This window comes from Capsulimonas sp. (assembly GCF_039929585.1).
Classification (GTDB): domain Bacteria; phylum Armatimonadota; class Armatimonadia; order Armatimonadales; family Capsulimonadaceae; genus Capsulimonas.
This window is the reverse complement of sequence record NZ_JBDSQY010000229.1, coordinates 1-4,147: the sequence shown is the minus strand read 5'-3', so window position 1 is coordinate 4,147 and position 4,147 is coordinate 1. Positions and strand designations below refer to the sequence as shown.

At 59.3% G+C, this 4,147-nt stretch carries 4 protein-coding genes; all 4 read right to left on the bottom strand.

All coding sequences use genetic code 11. The features are described from left to right. Positions 1–116: 116 nt before the first annotated feature. Entirely contained in the window at positions 117–1,307 is a 1,191-nt protein-coding gene (locus ABIZ35_RS17225; RefSeq protein WP_348221144.1) for a cofactor-independent phosphoglycerate mutase, read from the bottom strand. 1 nt (position 1,308) lies between these two features. Beyond that, a complete protein-coding gene (locus ABIZ35_RS17220) occupies positions 1,309–2,253 on the bottom strand; it encodes a phosphoribosylaminoimidazolesuccinocarboxamide synthase (RefSeq protein ID WP_348221143.1) in 945 nt (314 codons plus the stop codon). A gap of 165 nt (positions 2,254–2,418) precedes the next feature. Then, entirely contained in the window at positions 2,419–2,955 is a 537-nt protein-coding gene (gene lepB, locus ABIZ35_RS17215) for a signal peptidase I (RefSeq protein WP_348221142.1), read from the bottom strand. A 17-nt stretch (positions 2,956–2,972) separates the two neighbouring features. Next, positions 2,973–4,031 carry a threonine synthase gene (thrC, locus tag ABIZ35_RS17210; RefSeq protein WP_348221141.1) on the bottom strand — a complete coding sequence of 353 codons (1,059 nt, stop codon included), beginning with the start codon at positions 4,029–4,031 and terminating at the stop codon, positions 2,973–2,975. Positions 4,032–4,147: the final 116 nt, after the last annotated feature.

Below are 4,147 nucleotides of genomic sequence, written 5' to 3'. Positions count from 1 at the left end.
ATTTTCCGGTCCCCCAGAATTGGGGCGGAGGGGCCAACCTAATCCAGTGGGACGGGAGAACCAAAGCAGAGAAAAAGGGGAAAGCGCGCTAAAGCGCCGAGGGAATAGGGACTACCCTACTTCTCGCCAAACAGCATCTCGATCAGCTGCGTGCCGTCCTCCACCTGCGTTTTCGCCTCTTCGACTGCCCGTTCGTCGAACGGGTAGTGCGACTGGGTGTGCGGCCGAGTGGAATCGTAGAGCAGGAACGGGACGGGGCCTTCTTTTTGCGTCTTGAGCGCAATGGGAGTGGCGTGGCTGGGAACGATCAGCAAACGGTAGTCGCCGCGCTTTTCCATGCCTCGACGCAGCGTGCTGACGACCTTTTTGTCGATGTCTTCAATTGTGCGCAACTTATGATCGAGATTGCCCTCACGACTGGCTTCGTCCGGGGAGTGGATATGCAGGAAGACGAAGTCTATCGTATCGAGCGCGGACAGCGCGGAGTTTGCCTTGCCGAGATAATCCGTGTCCAGCTGGCCTGTGGCGCTCGGCAGGTCGATTGCGCGCATCCCGGCGGCGCGGGCGAGGCCGCGCATGGCGTTGAGAGCGGTAACGACGGCGCCGGTCTTGCCGTGCATCTGCAAAAAAAGCGGAATGGAGAGAGGGCGCCCCTGTCCCCAGAGCCAGATCATATTGCCCGGCTCCTTCCCTTCTTCTCGGCGGCGCTGATTGATGGGGTGATCGTCGAGAATTTCCAGCGAATCCAGCATCAATTGCTGTAGGTACGATTCCCCATCGCCCGTGGGCCAACGGCCCTCCAGCGCCTGTCCGACGAAGTCGCGGGGCGGCGTGGTCATCATATTGACCTTGCCGTCGCGCCATCCCATGACGTGCCGGTGTCCATCGCCCGGAAAAAACTTTACGCGGCCGCCGCCGAGCTTCTTGTCGATCAGCTCAATCAGCGTCTGCCCTTCTTTGGTCGTGATGTGCCCGCCCGTGTCATCCAGCAGCATAGTCCCGTCACTGGACACAAGGGAGCAGCGGAAGGCGACATCGTTGCGATCCATGGGAACGCGAAGCGCGGAGGCTTCGAGCGGGCCGAGGCCCGTGTAGTATTGATTGGGATCGTAACCGAGGAGGTTCATCCAGGCGAGGTCGCCGGAGGCGCGCATGCCGGCGGGAATCGTCTGCACGGAGCCGACCAGGGAGCGGTCGGCCAGCGCATCGAAGTTAGGAGTGACGGCGGCCTGCATCGGCGTCTTGCCGTCCAGCTCTGGCAGCGGCAAATCGGCCATGCCGTCCGCGACGAGCTGTATGTATTTCATTTTATGCTTCCGTGCGCAGTTCGCGGCCCGTCAGGCGTCGATAGGCGTCCCGGTACTTCTCCGCCGTCTTTTCCACGATCTCCGCAGGAAGCTGCGGCCCCGGATATGTCTTATCCCAATCCAGGGTCAGCAGATAATCCCGCACGAACTGCTTGTCGAACGATTGCTGCGGGCGTCCGGGCTTGTAATCGGACGCTTCCCAGAACCGCGAGGAGTCCGGTGTCAGGGCTTCGTCGATCAAGATGATCTGTCCATCGATCTCACCAAACTCGAATTTGGTGTCTGCGATAATGATCCCACGCTCGGCGGCGTACTCGCTCGCCTTTGTGTAAAGCGCGATACTTTTGGATTTTAACTCTTCGAACGCCGCCTGCCCGACGATCTCTGCGGCGCGGGCCTGGGTGATATTCTCGTCATGCCCGCTATGCGATTTGCTGGCGGGAGTGAACAGCGGCTGTGGGAATTTGTCGGACTCACGCAGACCGACCGGGACGGGAATATCGTAAAGATTGACCGTCCCTCCATGCCCAAACATCGTCTTGTAATCGTTGTAGGCAGAGCCGGCGAGATAACCGCGCACGACACACTCCACCGGAAACGCCTTGCACTTCTTCACCAAAAGCGAGCGTCCTTCGAGCTGTGTGACCAGTTCACTCGTAATTTCCGTCGCGCCGGCGTCGCGCAGTCGCTGGCCGATCGTGTCCATGTCCGTGGCGATCAAATGGTTCGGCAGGAAGTCCTTGGTCATTTCGAACCAGAACACGGACATCTGGGTCAGAACACGGCCTTTGTCGGGGATACCGGTCGGGAGGACGACATCGAAGGCCGAGATCCGGTCCGTGGCGACGAGCAGGAGGGCGTCGCCCAGGTCATAGACATCGCGGACCTTTCCGGTCACGAATTTTTGCAGTCCTGGAATATCCGTGCTAATTACTGGTTCCGCCATGAGTTTCGTAACTACCTTTGTGTGAATTGCGCACAAGCCTGGCGAATGAATTCGCGGCTAAAAGTACGGTCACCCGCCTTCGCGGGTTCAGAAGTCCACGCAGGTGGACGACCGTACTTATAGGCGCGGTTTTAACCGCCAGCCTTCTTTATGCAGATTGCGCCTTTAGAAGACGACTTTGCCAAGCAATTGGCTGGGATCGACGGGGCCATAATCGCGGCTGTCTTCGGAATGCTCGAAGTTGTCGCCGAGGACGAAGATATGCACCTTGCCGGGCTCTGGTGTTTTGACGTGTCCGCCATCGACCTGCGCATTATAATCGACGAACATTTCGTCGTACGACTTCACGCCTTGGGGCGTCCAGACTTCCTTGGGAGGCTTCGGCAGACCGTCCTTGCCTTGGATATAAGCGATCCGCTTAATGACTTCCGTGCCGTCTTCCGTGTTGAACACGATCACGTCGCCGATTTTCAGCTTGTCAATCGGCGCATGCTTCCAGACAAACACGGTCTGGCCGGTATGGAATGTCGGCTGCATCGAGACGCCGCTGACGACAACGCGCTGGAGGTTGAAGTAGGCAGCGAGAACGATAGCGAGCAGGATGCTCAGCACGAACCATTCCCGTTTTCTTAAAGCGCGCATGTCATTGCCCTCATCATTGGGGGCTTGCTCCGCTTGCGAGCAGTTTCTGGCGATACTCATTGGTGGTCAATCTAGCCTCACAATCCTAAGGCTTGGACGACGGCGTCAAGCGAGGCGGGGACGGTAATCGGATGCGGAGCGCTCTTGATGGCTCGATCGGGGTCTTTTAGTCCATGGCCGGTGAGGGTTACGGCAATGGTGAGGGGTTCAGTTCCGAAGTACCCCTGGGCGGCAAGCTTGCGCAATCCGGCGATGGGCGCGACACTTGCGGGTTCGGCGAAGACGCCTTCCAGCGCCGCCACCATCGTATACGCTTCCAGGATCTCTTCGTCGGTCACCTTGTCGATCAATCCATGAGACTCGTCCCGCGCGGCGAGAGCTCCCGCCGCGGAGGCGGGATTGCCGATGCGGATCGCGGTGGCGACTGTGTGCGGCTTCGCCACAGGAGCGCCATCAACGAGAGGCGCCGCCCCGGCCGCCTGGAAACCAAGCATCTTGGGCAGTCTTGTTACTTTACCCAACTTTTGGTACTCTTGATAGCCTCGCCAGTACGCGGTGATATTTCCAGCGTTCCCCACGGGAATGGCGTGAAAATCCGGCGCGTCTCCCAGATCGTCACAGATCTCAAACGCGCCAGTCTTCTGGCCTTCCAAACGAAACGGGTTGACCGAGTTGACCAGCGCCAGCGGATGGATCGCCGTGATCTCGCGCACCAGCCGCAAAGCGTCGTCGAACGTTCCCTCGATCGCAAGCACCCTGGCGCCATGAATCAGCGCCTGAGAGAGTTTGCCGAGCGCCACATCTGTATTCGGCAGCAGCACCACGCACTCTACACCCGCTCGCGCAGCGTACGCGGCGGCCGCCGCGCTGGTGTTGCCGGTGGACGCGCACATGATCGCGGTGGCGCCGTCCTCCACCGCCTTGCTCACGGCGAGCGTCATTCCCCGGTCTTTGAACGAACCCGTTGGGTTCATGCCCTCGTACTTCAGATAAAGACGGATATTCGGCGCGATCGCCGCCGCCAGTCGCGGCGCTTCAATCAGCGGCGTATCGCCTTCCGCCAGCGAAATCACCGGTGTCGACTCCGTCACCGGCAGATAAGCCCGATATTTGTTGATAATCCCTTGTCGCAGCATTCCAATAGCCCTCATCCCCCAGCCCCTTCTCCCAACTTTGGGAGAAGGGGGGCCAGAGAGTTTTTTTTTATTTTGTAATCCTAACCTTCTCCCAGAATTGGGAGAGAGGGCCCCGA